The organism is Paenibacillus sp. CB74 (assembly GCF_055687625.1).
On record NZ_CM146009.1, the window covers coordinates 109,030 to 132,467 of the forward strand.

The following is a 23,438-nucleotide window of genomic DNA, read 5'->3' on the forward strand; positions in this document are numbered from 1 at the left end:
TTGCAGTTGACACGCGAAACATATTCCTGGAAAACGCAAAAAGGGCGGAGAATGAACAAACGTCATTCTCCGCCCTAAATATATGGGAAAGCAAAGTCCGCTACAGGTCTATATTAAAAAATCCGCGCTGAACTCAGCGCGGAAATAGACCCGGACAATGACAATCCCGGAGGCGATTTATGATATCCGCTGTTCTTAACTAAGTACAGGGATCTGGCGCATCATGAAATACACGTATGCCATGTGGGCACAAGCGCAATGAAAGGCCAAACTCCTGAATATGAAACTTGGTTAGTTAAGAACATTCACCGACATTAAAAATCTCTCCTTTGATTGAGGAATATGCAACCAATATAAACTGGAAATTGGTTTGTAGTCAACCTTAGAATAAATGAGTGGACTTGAATAAGAATGGGTTTTAAAATAACAATAGTAAAATAATCCAATGAAAGCGATTTAATATAATAAACATACATATTAAAGGAGGATGCTCTTTTTGCCTAAGTATTTACTGCGTTTGCTCTGCTTTACCCTGATCCTCGGAGCCCTTCCCGTTATTGTTATTGGTTCGGTCTCGTACACGATTGCATCACGTGACATTGAGCAGAAAGTGCGTGAAAGCAACCTTCAGATATTGCATCAGACCCAAATGCGGGTAGAACAAGTTCTGCGCAGCCTGCAATTATCATCCATTCAGTATGTCAATTCACCCCTGGTACTTCAGGCGATGAAGAAACCGCTGGACAGCAGCGATTTTCAGGAGATTCGTGACCTGACGTCGGGCTTTAACAACTTGCAAGCGGTTACGAACATTGACCAAGCCTATCTGGTTAATCTGGACGAAGATTGGGTTGTTTCGATGCGTTCTTTTGGCAAATTGGATGATTTCAGTATTCGGGACCGGATTGGTTCTTATCTGACCTACACTAACAGCCTGTTCTGGGTCACTCAAAATGCCAGTTCAGCGAAAGAAAGTGTACCCGTGTCAGCTGGCATGGGGGAACTGACACCCGAACAGGCACCTACTCTCATTTCATCGGATAATGTGGTCAGTATGGTATTCAAAATCCCGATGATGCCAACGAATGTGAAACCAAAGGGATTTCTTGTGATTGATATCGCCGATACGGAAATAAGTACATTTTTGAGCCGAAATGCGAATTCCGGAGATATGTACGTTCTGGATCGGGAGCAGAAGTATTTTCTAAACGATGTGCAGCAAGATGGGAAATATGACACGCTCAATAAGGAAATTGATGAAATGGTACAAACGACAGGCCAGCCAGAGGGGTTCTTCAGCTCGGAGGTGGAAGGTAACCAAGTGGCGGTTAGCTATAGGCAATCTCCACTTAATGGCTGGTTATACGTGTCCGTTGTATCCCTTGGGCAGATCACGGCCCAATCACAGAAAATTGCATTGGTTACCGGTGTCGCTACACTGGTCATGTTATGTGTAACGGGATTGGTCGCCATATACGGCAGTCGGCGGATGTATTCACCGATCTCCAGACTGCTGCAATTTACGAAAGGGTTGGATTCCCCAGTTATTCCATCAGGACGTCGTCAGGATGAATTTATCTATATTGAGGAGCAATTGTCAACTTTGTTCAGTTCGGAGAAAACGATGCGTGAGCAGATGAAGGGGCAGCATGTACATCTCCAAGAGTTTTTTATGACCAAACTGCTAACAGGCAAAATCTCGGAAGAAGATTTCAGATATCAGGGAGAATTGTATGACTTCCCGACCGGGTGGGCAAGCCTTGGCGTACTCATGCTCCAGATGGATACGTTGGAAGGAACCCGATATGAGGAACAGGATCGGGACCTGTTGCTGTTTGCTGTCAACAATATGGTAGGTGAACTCCTTCCTTCTGCAGTTCGGTTCACCCCGGTCATGCTAGATGATGCCCAAGTCACCGTACTTGCCTCTGAACTCACGGATGAGGTGAAGTTGAAGGAATGGATGCACACCCAGGCAGACTGGATTCGCGAACGTGTCGTGACCTATCTGAATCTGCCCGTAAGTATTGGCATCAGTCGTTCGTACACTTGTATTGGAGATACGCCAAGAGCGGTTCAGGAGAGCCGCGAGGCACTGCAAGGCCGGGTAAGTCTGGGCAGCCGTATTATTTTGCATTACGAGGATATACAGCCACGTGGTCAGATGGAGGCTGCGTTGTATACCCAGTTACGGATGATTGAAGATCAGCTCGCTTCTGCGCTCAAGCAAGGAGATGAAGAGAAGACGGACGCCTATTTTACGCAATATTTGGGGTTGCTTGCCGATAAGAAGCTTCATTTCAGTGAATACCCCGTCATTATGGTTCAGCTATTGTCTCGTGTATATCAGCTTGTTCAGGAGCAAGGTGGAGATGTGGCTGAAGTACTGGGTGAAAAAGCATCCATGTCACATCTGCTAAAGTTGTCCACATTGGACGAAATGACCAATTGGTTCCGCAAGCGGCTGTTCCAGCCCGTCATCCGTTTTTGGCGAGAGCAGGAAGAATCTCAATACATGAATATTGCAAGGCGCATGATTCGTTTGATCGAGGAACGTTATGATCGTGAATTGTCGCTGGAGGCCTGTGCCGCTGAGCTTAATTTTCACCCTGTCTACCTAAGTCGAGTATTCAAGAAGGAAGCAGGAGTCAATTTTACGGAATATCTTGCAGAGTATCGTATGGAAAAAGCGAAGACTTGGCTGCAAACAACCAATCTTAAAATATCGGAGATTGCAGAGAAATTAAACTATACCAATCCGACCGCATTTATCCGTACGTTTCGCAAAATTACAGGAACTACCCCCGGCAAGTACCGGGAGCAGCAGCGATAAAACAAGCCTGTTCTGCCTGCCATGGAGGCAGGCTTTTTCATGTTCAGGTGTAGGGAAAAGGCCACACTTATCCATGAAGTTAAGACAGGAATATGGAGGTTAAAAGCAGTTCATTGCGCCTTTCATTTCTGTGAATGAAATCAGATAAACCCTTGCTGCATAAGGAATAACAAAAGGCTAAAACGAGACGATAGCCAGTCATAGGTTTATCCTCCACAATGAAGATATGAATTCAGGAAGTGATATTTTGTAATCGTTTCCAATGTGGGGAGGAAGACACTATGAAAGCCGAAACGGCGGCTCGAACACGGCCCGCTACCCGCAGTGACAAAAACCTGCTGTGGAGGGACATTATCAAAAACCGGTGGCTGTATATCATGTTAATACCGGGTGTGCTTTACTTTGTTATTTTCAAATACATACCCATGTATGGCATCACGATGGCTTTTCAAGATTACACGCCTTACAAGGGCATCTTGGGAAGTGACTGGGTAGGGTTCAAACATTTCCAGCGTTTCTTCGGAGAACCCCAGTTCTGGACATTGTTTCGAAATACGTTTTTACTCGCCATTTATAACATTGTGTTCTTTTTCCCGCTGCCGATTGTACTGGCACTCATGATGAATGAGGTTCGCCGTGAACGCTTCAAACGATTTGTACAAACGCTTGTTTATGTTCCGCACTTTGTTTCCTGGGTTGTTGTTGTCGGTGTGTTCTACATGCTGTTCACAACCGAGGGCGGTGCGATTAATGAATTGCTCTATAACCTGACTGGACAAAAAGTGGCGTTCCTGCTTGAACCCGGATGGTTCCGTACGATGATTGTTGGACAATCCATCTGGAAAGAAGTCGGTTGGGGCACGATTATCTTCCTTGCTGCACTTTCCGGGGTTGATACACAACTCTATGAAGCTGCACGGATTGATGGTGCCAATCGCTGGCGCCAAACCTGGCACATTACGTTGCCGGCCATTCGCAGTACAATCGTCATTTTGCTTATTCTGCGTCTGGGCAATTTCCTGGATACAGGCTTTGAACAGATCTTCCTGATGCTGACTCCGACGAACCGGGATGTGGGCGAGGTATTTGATACCTACGTGTACACGAAGGGGCTCACCCAGGCACAGTACAGTTATAGTGCTGCTGTCGGGTTGTTCAAATCGGTTGTCGGGCTGGCGCTTGTCCTTGGTGCCAATACGCTGGCCAAAAAATTCGGGGAGGAAGGCGTCTACTAACCCTCGGGAGCAGACGTTCTTCACCAGACAGGAGTGAACATTAAGATGCAACAGGATAAAACGTGGGGCAACCGGATCTTTGATTTTCTCAATCACGGCTTGCTGCTGTTGATTGGTATCGTGACGGTCATACCGTTCATTTATATTTTGGCCGTATCGTTTACCAGTCCACATGAAGTGGCCAAGGGAGGATTTATTCTTTTTCCAAAAGAGTTCTCTCTGGCTGCATACCGCTACATTTTCTCAACGGATACCTTGATTCGCAGTCTGGGTGTATCGGTCTACATTACGGTGATTGGTACCTTTATTAACCTGTTGTTTACGTCACTTATGGCGTATCCGCTCTCCAGAAGATATTTGCGTGGACGCCAGCCCATTTTGCTGGGTGTATTGTTCACGATGCTCTTCAGCGGCGGAATGATTCCAACGTACTTTGTCGTGAAATCTTTGCACCTGACGGATACATTATGGTCGCTGATGCTGCCTACCGCTATTAGTGCGTTTAACTTGATTGTACTGAAAAACTTCTTCCAGGCTATTCCCGATGAACTGGAGGATGCAGCCAAAATTGATGGATGTAACGATGTCGGCGTATTGTTCCGGATTGTACTGCCGTTGTCCATGCCAGCCATGGCGACATTTTCACTTTTTTATGCAGTGGCCCACTGGAACAGTTTCTTCAGCGCTGTAATCTATATCAACGATAGTGAGAAGTGGCCTGTCCAAGTCTGGCTGCGTGAGATTGTCATTCTGGCACAGAGCCGAATCGGAGACACGAGTATCGAAGAGACCGAGATCCAGCCGCTGACCATTCGCATGGCGGTTATCGTATTCTCCACGATCCCGATTATGCTGGTGTACCCATTCCTGCAAAAGCACTTTGCAAAAGGAGTAATGCTGGGTTCGGTGAAAGGTTGAGTCTTCACATGCTTCAAATTCAGTTCAAGATGACAATTTAACTGCATAAAAAAGGGAGGTTTTCATGTTATGAAAGCAACAAAAAAGAAAGCCGTAGCTGTCTTGAGCACACTGGCACTGGTGACAGGGTTGCTGGCAGGATGCGGATCAGACGAGGGTCAGGCTGCCGAGGGCGGCGTACAAAATGTATCCATAGCCATTGCGCAGGTGGGTGATGTGCCAAGCAAAGGCAATGAAGTTCAGCAAAAGATTGAAGAGTATACCAACACCAAGCTGGATATCCAGTGGATACCAGCTTCGGCCTATAATGACAAAATTAACGTGATGATCGCTTCAAGCGATATGCCAAAAATTGTGAAGGTGCAGTATAATCCGACCGTGACCAGCGCTATGCGTAATGATGTGTTCTGGGAAGTGGGGCCTTTGCTGAAAGACTACAAAAATCTGTCGGCTCAGAACGAGCGTTTTTTTGACAACATCAAGGTAGAGGGCAAAATCTACGGGGTTCCAGTTTTCTCGGATATCGCGCGGGCCACGGTGATCTATCGCAAGGACTGGTTCGAGAAGCTGAATCTTAAGGTGCCAACCACACCGGATGAATGGTATGAGACGATTAAAACACTGGCAACCTCCGATCCAGATGGAGATGGTCAGGATAATACGTTTGGGTTGATGCTTTTCAAAAAATATAATGAGGACCAATATTCCTTCACGACGCGCCTGGGCGTAAGTTTTGGTGCACCTAACAAGTGGAAAGTTGAGGAGGATGGCAGCTTCACGCCTGAATTCATGACGCCGGAATATATGCAGGTGCTGGATCTGCTGAAACGGTTGTATGATGAGAAACTGCTGAACCAGGACTTTGCCGTATTCGATTCTACGGAAGCGGAGAAAAAGTATGATTCCGGTGTTGTGGGTATCCGTGTAGGTGTTGCTCAGAATGGAAAAAGTCAGCAAGAGCGTCTGTCCAAAAACAATCCGGATGGTGTGGTAGACATCGCTGGTTTGCTCGGACCCAATGGAGATCGTGTTGCAGGACAGACGGGTAACTCGGGCATTCTGGCATTCCCTAAATCGACGGTGAAATCGGAAGAAGAACTCAAGAACCTGCTCTCCTTCCTGGATAAACTGATGGACCCTGAGATGGCTACCCTGTTGATGCGTGGCATGGAAGATAAACATTACACTAAAGTGGGCGAAGATCAGGTGGAGATGAGTGACTTCGATGCATTCCAGCGTGAAGTGAAACCTTACCGTGACAACCTTCCTTATGTCGAAGGGTATAACGTACCGAAGTTGAAGGATACGGAACTGGGTGAAAAAGGTACAGCACTTGCCAAGGAACTGGCGGAGCACGCTGTGCCAAACCCTGCGCTAACGTTATATTCCCCAACATATGGTGACCGCGGGGCGGATCTGGATCAGGTCATTGCAGATGCACAAACCAAATATATCATGGGCAAGATCGATCGAAGTGGCTGGGAAAAGGAAATTGAGAATTGGGGCAATGCGGGTGGAAACAAGATTCGTGAGGAATATGCCGAAGATTATAAAAAACAGGCTCAATAAAGAGCCGGAAGCGGAGGCTTGATCATGAAGGAAACATTGCAACTCACATCGGTGCGCATGGCACAGCAATTCATGGAAAGTTATCGCAACCATGAGCTGTACTCCACTTGGCATTATGAGAATGGCTGCTTTCTGAAAGCACTCGAGGAGCTGTACACGCACACCGGGGAGCAAAAGTATTTTGACTACATCCGTGAGCTAATGGATCATTTTGTTCAGGAAGATGGCTCGATTCGTTCCTATACGGTTGAGGAATATAACCTGGATCAGATCAATCAGGGAAAATCACTGTTCCTGCTGCATGAGAAAACGGGTGAAGAAAAGTACCGCAAAGCTGCGGATTTGCTTATGACTCAGCTCAAGGGACAGCCACATACGAGTGAAGGCGGATTCTGGCACAAAAAGATTTACCCTTTCCAGATGTGGCTGGATGGTTTGTATATGGCTACTCCATATCTCACCCAGTATGGCGCGGTAACGGGTGAAGAGAAGTGGTTCGACAAGGCGGCTCTGCAGCTCTTACTGGTGGAGCAAAGTACACGTGATCCGCGTAGTGGTCTTTTGTACCATGCCTGGGATGAGAGCAAAGAGCAGCGTTGGAGTTCGGGGGAGACGGGATGTTCTCCACATGTCTGGAGCCGGGCGATGGGCTGGTATGTGATGGCGGTTGTGGATACACTGGATCATCTGCCGGTAGATCATCCGCAGCGAGGGCAGATCGTGGGCATCTTCGAACGGGTAGCAAACGCATTAGTACATGTTCAGGATCAACAGACCGGACTATGGCCACATCTGCTGGATCAGCCGGGAAGAGAGCGGAACTATCTGGAGGCTTCAGGCACCTCAATGTTTGTCTATGCATTGGCCAAGGGTGTGCGTAAAGGATATCTGAGCGGCAAGTTCAAAGCGGTTGCGGAAAAAGGGTATCAGGGTCTGCTGCAGCATCTGCTGCAAACGGATCGTGAAGGCGTGCTGTCCTTGACGCAGTGTAATGGCGGAGCCGGTCTTGGAGGAAGCCCGTATCGTGACGGGTCCTACGAGTATTATGTGACCGAGTCCATTCGGATCAATGATCCGAAATCGGTCGCTCCGTTCATTTTGGCAGGGGTGGAGATTGAACTGGCGTAATGCTGGTTCTTCTCTCTAAATTATTTATGATAGCGCATACATGGTTGATATGAGTGAAATGAGGCAAGTTTGCTGAACAAATTGGCTAACCAAAAGGAGAGATGGTTCATGAGTCCAAAAGGTCCAATGTCCCGTTTAGGCGGAATCGTTGTAATTGGTGCAATGTCCGCTGGATTGCTTGCAGGTTGCGGGGGAGAAAAAGCGCCTGCTGCAGGGGAAGGTAAACTTCCCATTTCCATCTCTTTAATGCAGGTAGGTGATATACCGGCCAAGGAGAATGGGATTGAACAGAAGATTGAGGAATATACCAATACGGATGTCAATGTACAGTGGATTCCGCAGTCTGCTTTTGATGATAAAGTGAACGTTATGGTTGCATCGGGCGAGATGCCGACCATTATGCGTGTGAATTATGTACCGACAACGTTTAATGCCGCCAAAACGGGACTGTTCTGGGAACTTGGGCCTTACTTGAAGGATTATAAGAACCTGTCTGCCCAATCCGAGGCTTATTTTAACAATATCAAAATTGAAGGCAAGATCTACGGTATTCCGAACTTCCGGGATATTGGACGGACTGCGATCGTATATCGCAAGGACTGGTTCGATACATTGAAGCTGGATATACCCAAAACGCTGGATGACTGGTATGAAGTGATGCGCTCTATTCGTAAGGATGATCCGGACGGAAATGGTAAGGAAGATACGTACGGTGCACTGTTATTTAAGAAATATAACGAGGGAGTCTCTTCGCCACTGACGCGTATTGCTGTAAGTATTGGCGGTGTCAACAAATGGGGTGTGGATGATGCTGGGAAACTGACCCCGGAGTTCTTGACTCCCGAATATGTGGATACGATGAAACTCTTCAAGCGATTGTTCAGCGAGGGTCTGATTAACAGTGACTTCCCTGCCCTTGATCCTTCAGATGCAGACAAAAAAATGGATTCGGGCCTCGTTGGCATGAAGCTGAACGGTGTGGCTCAGAACGGAAAATCTTCTCAGCAACGGCTTACGCCAAATGCTCCGGATGGAGAGATTGATGTAGCTCCGTTCCAGGGACCCGATGGTATTCGCATCGCCGGAGAGCCTGGGAACTACGGAATGCTGGTCATTCCGAAAGCATCCGTTACAGATGAGGAGCAGCTGAAGAAGGTCCTTACGTTCCTGGATCAGTTGATGGATGAGGAACTGAGCACGTTGCAGCTCCGTGGATTACTCGATGTTCACTATACCAAGACTGCGGATGGGAAAACCGAACTCAAGGATTTCGACGCCTATCAGCGTGAAGTGAAGCCATATCGGGATAATTTGTTAAGCATTGAAGGCTATAACGTGGCTGAACTGGTCGATGTTCCCATTGGTATGAAAGGTACAAAGATGGCGCGTGAGAATGAGCAGTACGCCATTGCCAATCCGGCACTCACCTTGTCTTCGGCGATCTATACCGAGCGTGGTCAGGAGCTGGATCAGATGATCTGGGATGCGCAGACCAAGTACATTATGGGTAAAATCGATGATGCAGGTTGGGAGCAGGAAATTGCAAGCTGGAGAAAAGCCGGTGGTGATCAATTGATCACGGAATTGGAAGCTTCCTATAAGGAATTAAACGGAAAATAAAGCTTAGTGAGAAAAAAAGGTTGATCAATTGGAATGATATGGTTTATTCTATGAGTAAGTTGATTTTTCCAATATCATAAGAAAGACCACACACCTTAAAGCATAAGGCTATGAATCTGCGGATTCATGGCCTTTTTTTGTTTTAAGCGAATCAAGTGGGTCTATGGAAGGAGCGTTGCACGCCTTGAAGTGGTGGGGATGGACGAAAAATAATACCAATAGCCTAGTACAACATGGTAGAATATTGATTATTATGGCAAATTTAGGTTTTGGTTATGAAGAGAAGTACGAGAGGTTTTTTTTACAAGCAGTACTAAGCAGAAGTTGACCCCATATTAAATTAAGGTACATAGGAGGAAAGAAAATGAAAAAAGTAATGTTAACAGGAGTGGCCGCACTAACTTTACTTTCCGCTCAAGCATCCATTGATTTACATCCCGTAAAAGCAGCAATTACCGATGACCACAAGGTTGGACAAAAATTTAAAGACATTACTGGCCATTGGGCAGAGTCTAGTATTTTTCAGGCTATTCAACGAGGCTATGTCGATGGTTTTCCAGATGGAAAATTCCTCCCCAATAAAGTAGTTACCAGAGCAGAATTCATGAAAATGACTGTGTCTGCTTTAGAACTGGAGGTCGGCTCTACATCTGGGAGTTGGTACACTTCGTACGTCAATGCTGCTCAAATAGCAGGAATTTATAAAGCAGGCGACTTTTCAAGCTTAGATTGGACAAAGCCGATGTCTCGAGAGGAAATGTCAAAAGTAGCTGTTCGAGCACTTGGAATTACTGACGTTGAAGAAAAACAATGGATGTACTTGGCCACCAAGAACGGTGTTATCACAGGTACTGCACCAGGTGAAGTCTCACCAGAGGGAACAACCACTCGTGCTCAAGCAATTGCTGTTATTGAACGGGTGTTGTCGATAAAGGATGGTAAAACATTGGCATCCGATAAGTATGCTGTTGCGGCTGCGGAACTGTACTGGCACAAGACCAATATTTTCACTGTTGCAGAAGAAATCTTTAATGGTCCGAAAAACTCCAATCACAGATTTGGTATTACATCATGGAAACAGTCCAACCTCATCGTTTCAGCTCCTAATGGCTCTGTTCAGGGGCGCGTAAACAGTCTAATTGCAATTGATTGGAATGACCCGAAAGACCCTAATCGAAAATTGCTCCCCTCCAAAGATAAGTTCTTCTGGCTCTACGGGGGACAAGAAAAGAAATTCGCGGACAATGATGAGTGTTATATCTTGATACTTGACTCCGAACTGACACTTAATAAGAATCCACAAGGATACAGAACGAACCGGCTTGCCCTTTCTGTTCGAGGATATGACGGAGCACCAAGTAAAGATAAAATTAATCAAGCGATGCCTATTCTCTCTATTGATCCAAAAAAAGAAATATACGGCTTAGTGATTCCGAAGAAAGCTCTTTATTATGATGGCTCTTTGCAAGTTGGTGTAGAAACAATTACTGCTGGAGCTCCTGTCTACCAAAAAAGATTAGCAGTATCCGAGCTTTAAGAAGTCAGGAAGTGGTTCTTTGAAAAACAAAATTGTTCCCATCGTGTTGTTGATAGTTTTCCTTTCACAGTTACTACCAACTAGCATTTTTTTTAATACTATATCAGCCGCGGGAGAAGTTACAGCAATTATAGAGTATGAGATGAAAGGGGACGCTGATGATTATCTGTATGGAGGGCTTTTTTTCTCGGATAAGTCTACCTTGCCAACCGTTCCAATTGTAGTTCCCTCAAAGCCTGGGAAAATTATCAAGAAAATGGAGTGGACAGATAAGGACGGTAGGGTACTTCGTGTACTTTCCATTCCTACAGGAAAAGCGGAATTTAAAGCAATCGATAATTTGAAAGATACTTTAAACGGTACAAAGTATACTGTGCGTTCTAAAGAGAATTCAAATTACGGTGGAATTTACTATTGGGACAGATGGACAGCTGGTGATTCTGGAAACTTTAATGGTAAGTATTGGCGCGCCGGGGGAGGACAGGTAAGCGTTTATACCAGCGAACCTGGCCCAAACTGTCCAGGTGGTGTACCCACTGAAAACAAAAATCCTAATACGGGGCAAAGTTTCAACGGGAATTTGCCACGTTATCCTGGGTGTACAGACCCTAACTTGGCTGCCAATATTCCACGGACGGCAGCATTCTACATTGTTGCTAATGGAAATTCTCTACATGGTTTATGGATTAGGGATGGGGGCATCTCTAAGACTGATGTAAAAGCATCAAGAACTGAGATTGATTCCACCACTTTAATCGATGATGTGCATGGAACTCAAGGTTATACTGATCCAAGTACAGTTGCAGGCCAAGTAATCGACGTACCAAGCTTGAACATGACTACGATCAGTTTTAAACAAACATTTAACAATGATACGTATAGAAAATACTGGGCGAATCCAGGTGCAAAACAAGTATGGTACTTTTCGAAATTCATAGTCGACTTTGATTCCTATACCTACGTATATAAAGATAAGAAATTGAAAGTTACGTATGCGGATGGGACATCGGGACTCGAAATCAGTGGAAACACCTGCGTAGCGCCAAACGGAACAACCCAGTTAACAGCAACTTTGACAAAGATAGATGGAAGTGTTTGGCCATTACAGGGTCATGCCAAGCTCACATGGTCAAGTTCTGACACATCTACAATGACGGTCAGTAATACCGGATTAGTAGCGGCGGTCGCCTCAACTGGCACAGCAACGATAACTGCACATTTTATGGACGCGGCCCAAGCGCTTGATGAAGAGGATACCTTTGAGATGACAGTGGGTTCGGGAGCCTCCTGTACCGATAGTGGTGGTGGCGATAGTCCAGAAATACCTGAAGGTAATGGCTCGGGACAATGCAGCTGGACGATTGGGAGTCCCTCTCCAGGAATATCTATGAGGCAAAGTGACATGGATCCAGGTGCCAACGGAGTTATTCGGGCTGATGCTAGAGATTCCGAAAAATTCGATGTTCTTAAAGGGATTCCAACATCTGAATCTCTTTATACCAACGCGTTAGCTGATGAATATTTGTTCAAACAGGACTGGGGGAAAATGTCTGGAAAGACCACATATGACTGTACGGTTGAAGTTACTTATGCGCGTCAATGGACAGTACCCGGCCCTCAAGTCTGTACTGAAAATGGTTGTTCTCCAGGACCACCAGTGACAAAAACGGATACTCAACCCAAAACATATTCATTTCAATTATTCAGGGACTATTCGTACTGGCAAATTAATAATTTGGAAGTATACAAGATAGATCAGGCTGAAATGAATAATTATGCCTTGCCTGGCGGGAAGGTCACCATGGTACCCTCAGGCTACACGCCACCTTTACTGGAATCGAGTAATAATTCCGATGTTAATAGTCACGTAAGACCAGCTAATACATCATCAATCACTTTTTCTCCTCCGCTTCTAACAGGGGGCTTGAACTCGCCACCATCTCTTCCGGATCACACATCCACGCTTAAAGGGATGGCTGAAAGCAATACAGCCCAAAGTAAAGTTAGTAACGATATGGTTAATTTTAATGGCTCAACACTCATGAGTTCTTCGGAAACGATAAAGGATGGCCCAATGCCATCTAATATTCCAAATCCGACTACTATTAATCGTGATGTACTGTATAAGCCAAATAACATAATCAGCAATGCGCTCATAAATAAGGAAAATACCGAAAGTTTCGGTGAAATTTCTTACGATTTGCTCCCTGGCAATGTTAACGGTGGGCAGGATCAGAAGTTCCCCATTCTGGGCATCAACTCGGTGACAGTGCATACTCCAGTTGTGAACTATGCCTGGGTATCCGATGATCAGCCGCATAACCAGAAGACTACGCCTGATCCGACCAGAGCTGCACTTATTCTAGAGCGTCCATTTGTTGTACGAATTCCAACTTCAGGTCAACATTTGGATATAGGGAGTTACCCTGGTTATGGAAACCGTGATTATGCGAAATATTTCCGGATCAAACAGGTTCGTTTCCCATTCGATGTTTATAATGCAGCCAGAAGCCAATTTATCCCGGCCCTGACATGGGTGGATATTCCGGTAAATCAGTTGGACACCCCTTTTTATCTTCCTGTATGGGTAGATGAAGGGAACTATCAGATAGAGTTTCGTAATATTGCCGAAAATGCACCTGCAAACTTTACAGAACAACAGGATGCCAACACAAATCTGACCCATCATGTTGCAGCAGATACCGTTGCTGTAGAGGTTATCGGACGATTGTATGATTTTCACATCACCGATATTTCAGACTACAACTGGGAGAATGTGTTCCGCAAGCGGATGGGCAGCCCCGAACCAACGGGTGTGAGCTACTGGATCGGTGGAAATAGTATCGACGGAGATCCCCGAGGTAATTTGGCTCCTTATGTCCTGCCTATTCGTCCCGGCAGTCATCCGGTACAAGGCTTCCGAAATGCAGCGGTGAAGACGGGTTACCATTTTAAGTTTGATCTGAAAACCAAGGGTAATATGTTTGGGAAACAGGATGGTATCCGAATCACGCCAACGTTCTCTTTTGTGAGCAAAGATGGCACCATCCGGCAAGAAGTGGATTTATACTACCATCGGGGACAGGAACGACTTATTCGTATCGGATCGGCACAGGATTTAGAGAAACGCTTTGTTGTGCTGAACTCACGGTTGCGGAATGTACCCGGTACGGAGTTGGGGGATACGGCGCGCTACCAGTATACCTATGAACTGTCGGAGGAAGAACGTATTCAAGGGTCACTCGCCGAACATATGGTTCGTTTCGTGGATCAGACCTCTCATTATAAAACGTGGGTAGGTCGGTATAACTGGATGATTCTCCCTTCACAGATCCGCACACTTATTGGCCCAAATACAGATATTCCCTCCAGTGTTAATGTGGATCGGGCGAATGCAGCGATTCAGCGCTGGTATGGGGAATATAGCTTGCCAGCGGATGTATATGCAGCGCCCAAAGGAACCGATCTCGAATTACTTGCCAGACAAAACCAGTTGGATGAGAAGGCAACAGTATTTCTGAGGGACGGTTACATTGTAGTGAACTTCAATATCGAAACTTTGCGCAGTGGAAATACGAATGCACCCCATCTGCAATACATTCATGCGCCGTTAATGAATCAATGGCAAATGGAAGGTTTCGATTACAGCCCGGTAGATAGTCAGGGGAGAAGCTGGCCGATGCAAGATGGGGACGTGGTTTGGTACCACGCCGATCAATCCAGCCGTAATGATTTCCAATCCCAGGTACCGCATTAGAGAGAAGTTATCGATCCATTAAGAAGGCAGACGTTATGTGAATCTACATGACGTTTGTCTTCTTTTGTCTAATTGGGATTATGGTTGGGCAGCAGAACGGGTATAAAGGGTAAGGAGCACTCGTTCTATCCATATTCATAATTTTCTCAACGAGAGGGGAACAACACATATGATTGAAGAGGGTAAGCAGGAACTATTGATTTCAGATGATACATACAGAGGAAGAGATTTAGGTGTCACCTTAGAAGCACAAGCCTGTCGCTTCAAAGTCTGGTCACCGTTAGCCGTTCAGATGGAACTACTTCTGTACCCGCCTTTGACAGGAGGGAACCCTGAAGAAGAGCCCAATCAACGGAAACAGCAGGCGATACCTATGCAAAAGAAAGAACAAGGCACCTGGTTTCTGGAACTGGAGGGCGATTTAAGCGGCTACCGTTACATGTACAAGCCTACTTTCGAAGATGGACATTCGACCAATGCTGTAGATCCTTACGCACGAGCCGTGACCATGAATGGAGAAATGGGTGTAATTGTCAGACTGGAGCAGACACATCCGAACGGATGGAGTGAGGATATACGCCCCGAATTGACCAGTCCTGTAGATGCAGTCCTGTACGAACTGCATGTCCGTGATTTCTCCATTCACCCTTCGTCGGGAATAACGAATAAAGGCAAGTACTTGGCTTTTACCGAGACAGATCTGCGTGATTCGAAGGGCAACACACTAGGGATCGATCATTTGGTTGAACTCGGGATTACCCATGTGCATTTGCTACCCGTATTTGATTTTGCGACGGTAGATGAATCCAGAGTAGATGGTGATACGACGGATGCCTCCAACTATAACTGGGGATATGACCCGCTCCATTATAATGTGCCGGAAGGTTCCTATGCATCACGTGCAGACGACCCTGAGACACGAATTCGTGAGTTCAAATCCATGGTGCTTGCCCTTCATAACAAGGGAATAGGTGTCATTATGGATGTGGTGTATAATCATACGTTTGATACGGAAGGCAGCTCTTTTGAAAAACTTGTACCAGGGTACTACTATCGTCAAAACGCCGATGGGACCTATAGCAATGGTTCAGGTACGGGTAATGAAGTGGCTACTGAACGCGCCATGGTTCGCAAGTTTATCATCGACTCGGTACGTTACTGGGCAGAGGAGTACCATGTGGACGGTTTTCGCTTTGATCTGATGGGCCTGATCGACACCACTACGATGAAACAGCTTGCAGCGGAATTACACGCCGAAGTGTCACCTTCCATATTGTTATATGGTGAACCATGGGGCGCACTGGATTCGCCTCTTGGGGATGATATGACCCTAAAAGGAACGCAACGCGGGGCGGGTTTTGCTGTGTTTAACGATAATTTCCGCGGCGTGATCAAGGGAGACAGCGATGGAGTGGGTACGGGATTTGCGACGGGGGCGGACGGGAAAGAAGACGAATTGTGGATTGGCGTCCGGGGAGCCGTTCAGGATTTTACGGATGGTCCATCCGAGACGATCAACTATGTAACGGTGCATGATAATCTCAACCTGTGGGACAAAGTTGCACGTACACAAGGACTCCACGATACCTTGAATTTCCTCACCTATGACGAGGATGGGTGTATTCGCGGTTGCGAAAGTGTGGAAGAGGCTGTAGAGAAGGCTGAGCCTTACCTGCAGATTGATCCGGAACACATTCTTGAGAATGAGACCGTTAGGCGTTGTTTGCTTGCCAACGGTATTGTTCTAACCTCCCAGGGTGTACCCTTGATCGCCGCTGGAGATGAGCTGCTTCGCAGCAAATATGGGGATGCCAACAGCCACCAGAGTGGAGACGCAGTCAACGCCATACATTGGGAGCAAAAGCAGCTGTTCAAGCCAGTGTTTGACTATTACCGTGGGCTGATTCTTCTTCGGCGAGAGCATCCCGTATTTCGGCTTCGTACACGGGAAGAGATCGAGAAGCATGTTCGTCTAATCGAAAAAGATAATGGGCTACTGGCGTATGAACTGAACGGTACAGCAGCCAGCGATCCTTGGGAACGTATTGTCGTCATCTATAACTCGGCAAAGGAAAACCGAGACCTCTCTGTTCCCACAGGAACATGGAATGTAATTGTTGAGAAAGGACAAGCCGGCGTTGATACGATACGCACTGTACAGGACGGACAGGTACATGTGAATGGGCTATCCATAACGGTGATGTATTCCAATTCCTGATCGACCCTAATCCTCAAGCAAGAGAATGTAGTGTGCTAGTAAAAGGGAGCGTGCTTACAAGGACATGTCCAATTGTCCTGTAGATTGGGTTGAAAATGAAAATGAGTCGTCCTTCCAATCGGAAGGGCGATTTTTTGTCGAGCTAAAGAGCGACGGCTCGACCATAAACAGGAGTTTGTTATACTCGGAAGTACTAAAACATCCGCCAGTTCAATGCGTAGCTAAGTATAGCTTTGTTTAAAAGCAAATGACATCCTGCTGCAATATATTCTTGTATATTTTTTTAACTTTTTTTGTCAGGACAGGTACATATGCTGTCAATCTATGGCACTTGTTTTCATATCCTATATTTTGAAAGCGATTGCTAATTGAATACACAAATTGAACCGATATGATGAGTACAGACAACCCCGGGTTGACAAATCCCGTCCCGCTCCGTAACATCGGGACAACACGAAAACAATGGATATAAAGGCGGTGGGAACGATGCCGGAATGGACTTCTTTTCGTTACGAAGGCAACGATCTTGGCTTAACATATACTCGTGCTGCAAGTACTTTTAAATTGTGGGCACCTACGGCACAACAGGTTGATATATTGATTTTTGAAGATGAAGGGCATTACAACGAGGAAGGTAAGGTGCAAGAGCATAAGGGTGAAAGGGAACATTCCTTGACACGTGATGCGGATGGAATATGGACTTTAGAGCTTACAGGCGATTGGGCAGGTTATTATTATATGTACCGTATCACTCATAATGATCAGCGGATTGAAGTCGTTGTTGATCCTTACGCGAGAGCGGTAACGGCCAATGGGCAACGAACGGCTATTATAGATCCTGACACCACCAATCCGGTCGATTGGGAACTGGATGTCAAACCTGCTTTTCTGCGTCCTGTCGATGCCGTGTTATATGAGTTGCATGTCCGTGATTTCTCCTCAGACCCACATGCCGATATTCCGTATAAGGGAAAATATCTGGCATTCACAGCATCCGGTCTGACGGATAGAGCAGGCAATAGCATTGGTGTAGACCATCTTGCCGAACTGGGAGTCACTCATGTACATCTTCTGCCTGTGGCGGATTATCAGACGGTGAATGAACTCGCTACAGCTGACGTTGGTTCCAATGTCCGAGCACCATACAACTGGGGATATGATCCGCAACATTATAACGTTCCCGAAGGTTCCTACGCTACCGACCCTCGTGATCCGGCAGTTCGAATTCGGGAGCTCAAATCACTCGTACAATCTCTGCACCGACAAGGTATTCGTGTTGTACTTGATGTTGTCTATAATCATACGTACAGCGTGGAAGAGGGACCGTTTGAACGGATCGTACCCGGCTATTATTACCGTTATCGGGAGGATGGCACCCTCAGTGATGGTTCCGGTGTAGGCAATGAACTGGCGACTGAGCGTCCAATGGTGCGAAAATATATTGTGGATTCTCTCCGATATTGGGCAGAAGAATATCATGTGGATGGATTTCGATTTGACCTTATGGCTCTAATAGATACGGAAACGATGAATGAATTGACACGCGAATTGCGGGAACAGATCGATCCGGCATTTCTGATCTATGGGGAACCTTGGACGGGTGGAGATTCGCCTTTGGACCGCAAAACATTAAAAGGAACCCAGCGAGGTCAGGGATTTGCAGTATTTAATGATCATTTTCGCAGCGCAATCAAGGGGGATAGTGATGGAAGTGGCAGAGGGTTTGTCACGGGTGCCGGAGGACAGGAATATGAGATTCTCAGAGGATTAGCCGGGGCACTGGATGATTTTACATCTTCACCTGTGGAAGTTGTCAATTATGTAACTGCCCACGACAACCTCAATCTGTGGGATAAAATTGCAACAACCATGAACCTAAGACATGAATTAGGATTTCCCGTATGGAAGGACGGACAGCCCGTGGGTGGTGGAAGTGCTGAGTCCGCTGTAAAAGCAGCAGATCCTTATCGGTATGTGGATGCAGATAATGTTTTGGATGATGAGATGATTCGACGCTCGTTACTGTCTTCCGGCATTCTGCTGACTTCTCAAGGCATTCCGTTCCTGCATTCAGGGGATGAGTTGCTCAGGTCCAAAGCCGGTGATCATAACAGTTATCGGAGCGGGGATGCGGTGAACGCCATCACATGGGCCAACAAATCACGGTTCAGACCGGTGTTTGACTACTATCGTGGTCTTATTCACCTGCGTCGCACACATCCCGCTTTTCGTATGATTGATGCTGAACAGGTACGAAATCACCTTCGTGTAATTCGTGCGGATGGCAATGTAGTTGCCTATATGCTTCAGGATGGTGCGAATCAGGACACCTGGAATCAGATTATGGTCATTTATAACGGAACGGAACATGAGCAGCATGTGGACCTGGGAGAAGGGGACTGGCATGTCGTAGTCAATGCTCATCAGGCAGGTACAGATCGGATTGAGACTGTTCGTGGTACTGTGCAGATAGAACGATGGTCATTGATGGTACTGTATGACACAGAGCGTGCTGGAGGCGCTGAGCCGTCAACAGTGGAGATTAGTTTTCCTCGCCAGGTATATAGTCCGAAGGAGACCACGCAACTGCGAGCAATCGTACGGGACAGCATTGGCAATGTGGTAGAAAAAGCCCCGGTTACCTGGACTTCTTCTGATCCGGATATTATTCAGATCCAGCCTGATGGAACAATCCATGCACTGGAACGAGGGGAAGCTTCGATTACAGTCCACTGTGGGGACATAACGGCAAGTTGTATGTTACAAGTGGATTACCGTCATGCTGAACGAATTGAAATTGTGGGCGAACCCGTCATGTACATGACCCGCATCAGCCGCTTCCGTGCCTTGGTCCTTGATCAATTTGGTCAGCCGCTACAGGATTCGAATGTACGCTGGAGCTCTTCTCACCCTGAACTTGCAGCGGTGAGTGCGGCAGGGATCGTACGTGCGATGACACCCGGAGTAACCCATATTATTGCTGAAGCAGGAGGAATTCGCGCAACTCTTGCCGTGACGATTCATAAACAGATTTCTCGAACCGTCACGCTTCGATACGAACGGGAAGACCAGCAGTATGAAGGTTGGGATGTCTGGGTATGGGGCACTGGTATGGAAGACGGAGCAGTAAGGTTGGAACGAGTCGGAAATGCCGCTGAAGCCCGCTTTCGCGTTGCTCCGGGTCTGCATCATTTGGGATTGATCATTCGATTGAATGAATGGGAAGCTAAAGATACGTGCGGAGACCGTTACGTGGACATAGTACCTGAAGATGGGGACGTGCACATTATTGTCCATAGCGGGTCAGACGAGATGCAGATCATTCGCGAAAGCGAAAAAACGGAAGATCGTGATAGCGCATAGTTTCTTTATTTATAACTTTGAACGTAGTTCGTCAAACCCTTGCTAAACCAGCAGTTGGAAGAGATTCCGACTGCTTTTTTGGTCTGAATATACGGAGAATAGCTTGGCCGAAAATAAAGAATTGTCCTGTTTCGTGTTTGAGATCCTCTATCATTGGGGTAAATATAGATATGGCCCACGATTCGGCCAAAGGAAAAAAGACCATTATGGTCTATAAGCGAAGCTTTAACGCTTTCCAACAAATATAATGTAGTGATCCCTTGAAGGAGGATGTTCAATCATGAAATCCAACGGAAAAATGGCTCAACTTACAGCAACGCCAAGAACGGAAAAGAAAGGTGCAGCACTGCGCTTGTTAAGACAAGGCGGACGAGTTCCTGCAGTCGTTTACGGCCCGGGACTTGAAGGTGCTTCAATACATGTAGATGAAAAAGAGATGCTGAAAGTGGCACGCACAGGCCGCTCCGAAATGTTCAACCTGAATGTTGAGGGTGGTAAAACGATTCCTGTACTGATCAAGGATCAGCAAGAGCGTAATGGACGTTTGCTGCATGTAGACTTTTTGCAGATTTCCAAGAACAAGCCAATCAGCGTAAGTGTATCGATCGACTTCCAGGGTACAGCAGCCGGTTCAAAAGCGGGTGGTGTATTCCAGACACAGGAGACACAGCTGGAGGTAGAAGGATTGCCTGCGGATCTGCCAACGTCCATTGAAGTTGATGTTAGCGGATTGGATATTGGTGATCGCTTGACTGCAGCGGACGTCAAACTGGATAAAGGTTTGACACTCGTAACATCTCCTGAATCAATCATTGCGTCCGTCATGCCGCCACAAGCGGCTGAGGAAGAGCCAACAGCTTCTGCTGATGAAGCCGCTGAACCAGCAGCTGAAGAAAAAGCTGAAGAAGAATAAGCCAAGCTTGGTGATCTCATCAGACCCCATGCTTAGCCGAAGCCCAGTCCCCGGACTGGGCTTTTTATATTTCACGGATGAGAAGTTATGATAGTCGCATGAAGGAAAAGAATGTACTACAATACATGTTAAAGGGCAAGAAAGTAGGTATATTTCAATGTTTGATCCAACGGTGTATGACAATCTGAAAGTAGGGTTTGAGAATTATCTCTATGATATGGATAACCTGGATGAACGTATTCAGATTACGGGGCGTAAAGATCGGCTGGAGATGGCAGTGATGTCCAGAGAGTTCACAATACAGTTCTGTCTCAGGGATCGTCCGGAAGTAACAGGAGAAGTCATATTAAGCAGTTCCCTTGAGGAACTTGCAGCAGAGATATTGGAGAAGCCTGGAGCGCATCCGGGTTGCCGATTGGAACTGCGGTTTGGTATGGATGTGAAGGAGACCCAGACACAGTGCTCGGCTATTCGTTCATTATTGCAGATGGGCTGGCCTGACCAGCGGATGTGCCTGAACATCCGCTATATCTTTGATGAAGAGCCAATCACATACAACGTCATGGCTCATGTATACTTTGACCGTAGTGTGAATGAAGACCAGATGGGAGATATTCCTGAACTATGTGAGCATATGGTGAATGTGATGAATCAATTATTAGAGTTGTTGCATAACCAGTAATTCCAAGAAAGCCTTGTCTCTTTGGTGAGATTAGGCTTTTTTTTTGCATTTTTTTAAAAGTTTGTGTAGGCTTTCAGGCTTAGGTTTAAGGTCATTGGGGTTAATGTTTTACGCAAGCAAGTAAGAGAATGTATATTAAAAGGGGGTAAGAGTGCAATTGGACTATACTGAAACGGTGAAATTGCGAAAAATAATATTGGGACTAAAGATTTAGTTCTGTACTAAAGGAACTAGTTTTCCTTGCCGATAAAATATCGAAGGGGAGAAACTACATGACAGAGAAATTAATTCGTCTGCTGCGTATACTTCAGGCTATACAAGCAAATCCTGGAATTTCGGCCAAAGAGTTGGCGCTGAAATGCGGTACGACTGTACGCACGATATATCGTGATCTCCGGATTTTGGACAGGGTTGCCCCGATTATGAACGAAGGATATGGCAAAGGTTACCGATTTATTGGTGAGTTTGCCATGTATCCATTAGATTTTACTGAACAGGAGGCAATGGTCTTCTCCATGCTTCCGTCCGTAGTTGATACCTCCAAGTTACCTGCTGAGTTCGATTCGGCTTTTGACAAGGTCATGTCGGCTCATACCAAATTAAAATCAAGAAACAGTGACATTGTAGAGAATATTGCGGGAATTATTCGTATGGGCACGCCAGCTTATCGTGAGGAAGGAAAAGATCCTAATCTGCTGATTCCCATCATCGAAGCTATTCTAAGCCAGCAAACTATTCGTACTCAATATCATACGCTGACAAGAAATGAGATTACAGTTCGCGATATCGATCCTTATTATCTCATTCCGCGTGATCAACGTTTTTATCTGATCGGCTACTGTCATTTGCTGCAAAAAGTTCGATTGTTCCGAATTAGCCGTTTTTTGGATGTAACACGAACCAATGCCGGTTTCGACAAGGGTGACTTCAATATAACACAGTATATGAAGAACACATGGTCTATTGACCGTGGAGACGAGCATATCCATTTCAAGGTAAGATTCTCTGAGAAAATAGCCCCCTACATAAAAGAAGAAGAGATGTTTGTTCGCCCGCGAATGACGAATATGTCGGATGGGGGATTGTTATTTGAAGTGACACTGAATAGCAGCCGAGAATTTTTGAAATGGTTGTATCAATTTGGACCCGAGGCAGAGGTGCTTGAACCACGGGAGTTTCGTAGAGAGATACGCAGGCAACTTGTCGAGTGGTTGGAACATTATGAGACTGATGTATCTTTGTGAATTTTAATTATGGACAAATACAAGAGAAGGAGCAGGTCGTATGAGCACTAAATTATTCGCAGCTATGTATGGGATGGACCACTATCATGGAGTACAGGTTTTACATGTGGGGGATACCGTGTATCTCGTCAAAGATCCAGACAATCGATTGGATCAACAAGCAATTAAGGTCGTTATTCCACCGATTGGAGCGGTAGGCTATATCGTTAATGATCCGCTTGTCGTACCTCATGGATGTTGGACCGGGAAGGCATTCTACGATGTATTTCATCAACTAACGTGTGCCAAAGTACGATTCATGATGAGAGATATGGTTATTATGGAGTTAATTGAGATGAGTCACATTCCTGTTCCACAGATGGATTCTTTGATTGCGGGATGGCAATTTCGTGAAAAAGCTTGATCATCTTAAAGAGCAGGT

At 46.0% G+C, this 23,438-nt stretch carries 14 protein-coding genes; all 14 read left to right on the plus strand.

The window, feature by feature from the left end:
• The first annotated feature begins 496 nt into the window (after positions 1-496).
• The 14 genes from ACX9NY_RS00510 (at position 497) to ACX9NY_RS00575 (ending at position 23,420) form a co-directional block, all read left to right on the plus strand.
• Positions 497-2,833, plus strand: coding sequence for an AraC family transcriptional regulator (locus tag ACX9NY_RS00510; protein ID WP_339236883.1), 2,337 nt, complete (start codon positions 497-499; stop codon positions 2,831-2,833).
• 281 nt (positions 2,834-3,114) lie between these two features.
• Positions 3,115-4,068, plus strand: coding sequence for an ABC transporter permease (locus ACX9NY_RS00515; RefSeq protein ID WP_017686861.1), 954 nt, complete (start codon positions 3,115-3,117; stop codon positions 4,066-4,068).
• Between the two features lie 45 nt (positions 4,069-4,113).
• Positions 4,114-4,986, plus strand: a complete 873-nt coding sequence (locus ACX9NY_RS00520) for a carbohydrate ABC transporter permease (protein WP_124115652.1) — start codon at positions 4,114-4,116, stop codon at positions 4,984-4,986.
• 69 nt (positions 4,987-5,055) lie between these two features.
• Positions 5,056-6,555: an extracellular solute-binding protein gene (locus ACX9NY_RS00525; protein ID WP_339236881.1), complete on the plus strand. Its 1,500-nt coding sequence runs from the start codon at positions 5,056-5,058 to the stop codon at positions 6,553-6,555.
• 24 nt (positions 6,556-6,579) lie between these two features.
• Positions 6,580-7,683, plus strand: a complete 1,104-nt coding sequence (locus ACX9NY_RS00530) for a glycoside hydrolase family 88/105 protein (RefSeq protein ID WP_472476676.1) — start codon at positions 6,580-6,582, stop codon at positions 7,681-7,683.
• 108 nt (positions 7,684-7,791) lie between these two features.
• Positions 7,792-9,303, plus strand: coding sequence for an extracellular solute-binding protein (locus ACX9NY_RS00535; protein WP_472476677.1), 1,512 nt, complete (start codon positions 7,792-7,794; stop codon positions 9,301-9,303).
• A 364-nt stretch (positions 9,304-9,667) separates the two neighbouring features.
• On the plus strand, positions 9,668-10,840 hold the full coding sequence (locus ACX9NY_RS00540) for an S-layer homology domain-containing protein (RefSeq protein WP_472476678.1): 1,173 nt from the start codon (positions 9,668-9,670) through the stop codon (positions 10,838-10,840).
• An 844-nt stretch (positions 10,841-11,684) separates the two neighbouring features.
• Positions 11,685-14,597 (plus strand): DUF5704 domain-containing protein, encoded by a 2,913-nt coding sequence (locus ACX9NY_RS00545; protein WP_472479169.1) that lies wholly within the window; start codon positions 11,685-11,687, stop codon positions 14,595-14,597.
• 169 nt (positions 14,598-14,766) lie between these two features.
• A complete protein-coding gene (pulA, locus tag ACX9NY_RS00550; RefSeq protein ID WP_472476679.1) occupies positions 14,767-16,815 on the plus strand; it encodes a type I pullulanase in 2,049 nt (682 codons plus the stop codon).
• Between the two features lie 486 nt (positions 16,816-17,301).
• Positions 17,302-20,178, plus strand: coding sequence for a type I pullulanase (gene pulA / locus ACX9NY_RS00555; protein WP_472476680.1), 2,877 nt, complete (start codon positions 17,302-17,304; stop codon positions 20,176-20,178).
• Positions 20,179-20,458: 280 nt separating this feature from the next.
• Positions 20,459-21,091, plus strand: a complete 633-nt coding sequence (locus tag ACX9NY_RS00560; RefSeq protein ID WP_339236868.1) for a 50S ribosomal protein L25 — start codon at positions 20,459-20,461, stop codon at positions 21,089-21,091.
• Between the two features lie 157 nt (positions 21,092-21,248).
• Positions 21,249-21,773: a hypothetical protein gene (locus tag ACX9NY_RS00565; protein WP_472476681.1), complete on the plus strand. Its 525-nt coding sequence runs from the start codon at positions 21,249-21,251 to the stop codon at positions 21,771-21,773.
• A gap of 272 nt (positions 21,774-22,045) precedes the next feature.
• A complete protein-coding gene (locus ACX9NY_RS00570) occupies positions 22,046-23,017 on the plus strand; it encodes a helix-turn-helix transcriptional regulator (protein ID WP_339236864.1) in 972 nt (323 codons plus the stop codon).
• 40 nt (positions 23,018-23,057) lie between these two features.
• Positions 23,058-23,420 carry an HIRAN domain-containing protein gene (locus ACX9NY_RS00575; RefSeq protein ID WP_339236862.1) on the plus strand — a complete coding sequence of 121 codons (363 nt, stop codon included), beginning with the start codon at positions 23,058-23,060 and terminating at the stop codon, positions 23,418-23,420.
• The last annotated feature ends 18 nt before the right edge of the window (positions 23,421-23,438 follow it).

Coding starts and splice junctions, on each gene's coding strand:
- ACX9NY_RS00515 (WP_017686861.1), top strand. CDS start 3,115: ATGAAAGCCGAAACGGCGGCTCGAACACGGCCCGCTACCCGCAGTGAC.
- ACX9NY_RS00520 (WP_124115652.1), top strand. CDS start 4,114: ATGCAACAGGATAAAACGTGGGGCAACCGGATCTTTGATTTTCTCAAT.
- ACX9NY_RS00525 (WP_339236881.1), top strand. CDS start 5,056: ATGAAAGCAACAAAAAAGAAAGCCGTAGCTGTCTTGAGCACACTGGCA.
- ACX9NY_RS00530 (WP_472476676.1), top strand. CDS start 6,580: ATGAAGGAAACATTGCAACTCACATCGGTGCGCATGGCACAGCAATTC.
- ACX9NY_RS00535 (WP_472476677.1), top strand. CDS start 7,792: ATGAGTCCAAAAGGTCCAATGTCCCGTTTAGGCGGAATCGTTGTAATT.
- ACX9NY_RS00540 (WP_472476678.1), top strand. CDS start 9,668: ATGAAAAAAGTAATGTTAACAGGAGTGGCCGCACTAACTTTACTTTCC.
- pulA (WP_472476679.1), top strand. CDS start 14,767: ATGATTGAAGAGGGTAAGCAGGAACTATTGATTTCAGATGATACATAC.
- pulA (WP_472476680.1), top strand. CDS start 17,302: ATGCCGGAATGGACTTCTTTTCGTTACGAAGGCAACGATCTTGGCTTA.
- ACX9NY_RS00560 (WP_339236868.1), top strand. CDS start 20,459: ATGAAATCCAACGGAAAAATGGCTCAACTTACAGCAACGCCAAGAACG.
- ACX9NY_RS00565 (WP_472476681.1), top strand. CDS start 21,249: ATGTTTGATCCAACGGTGTATGACAATCTGAAAGTAGGGTTTGAGAAT.
- ACX9NY_RS00570 (WP_339236864.1), top strand. CDS start 22,046: ATGACAGAGAAATTAATTCGTCTGCTGCGTATACTTCAGGCTATACAA.
- ACX9NY_RS00575 (WP_339236862.1), top strand. CDS start 23,058: ATGAGCACTAAATTATTCGCAGCTATGTATGGGATGGACCACTATCAT.